1 protein-coding gene is annotated in these 521 nt (G+C 31.5%); it reads right to left on the minus strand.

Features of this window, described 5'->3' with window-relative positions; genetic code table 11:
- Positions 1-448, minus strand: a 448-nt coding sequence (locus AADEFJLK_RS23755) for a ParA family protein (RefSeq protein WP_211299346.1), incomplete at its 3' end; no start/stop codon positions are given.
- Between the last annotated feature and the right edge of the window lie 73 nt (positions 449-521).

Below are 521 nucleotides of genomic sequence, written 5' to 3' on the forward strand. Positions count from 1 at the left end.
GACGAACAGCTTCGTTAATATTTAATATTCTTTTTCCTTCAAAATGTTCCATAAGATGACCTATATGTTGGATGTTTTCATCTGATGGATCGACACCTAAAATATTCGTTAATGATGCTTGAGGATCACCATCAATAGCTAATACCTTATAACCTAACATTGCAAAAGCGGATGCTAGATTAGCAGAAACCATAGATTTTCCAGTCCCACCTTTAGCCATTCGAACATTGATAATGGGTGGACGTACATTTAATTCGTTTTTTTCATCTAGGTTGTTTAATGCTACTTTGACCCTTCGTATATCTAAGGGTGAATAGTTTTTTGAACTTGTACTGCTATCTTTACCAGAAATTTTTTTTAACTGATAGCTTGTAATCGGAGTGCTTATGAGAAGATCAGTAACAGTTTTAATCTTGTACTTTGGGTTACGAATGGGTTGTGCTTTCATATAATTTTTACGAATTAGATGGGTTTTATATATTTTACAGCTTTTTTTATTTTTTTTTAAATTTTTTATTTTT

Source organism: Methylovulum psychrotolerans, assembly GCF_002923755.1.
Lineage (GTDB): Bacteria > Pseudomonadota > Gammaproteobacteria > Methylococcales > Methylomonadaceae > Methylovulum > Methylovulum psychrotolerans.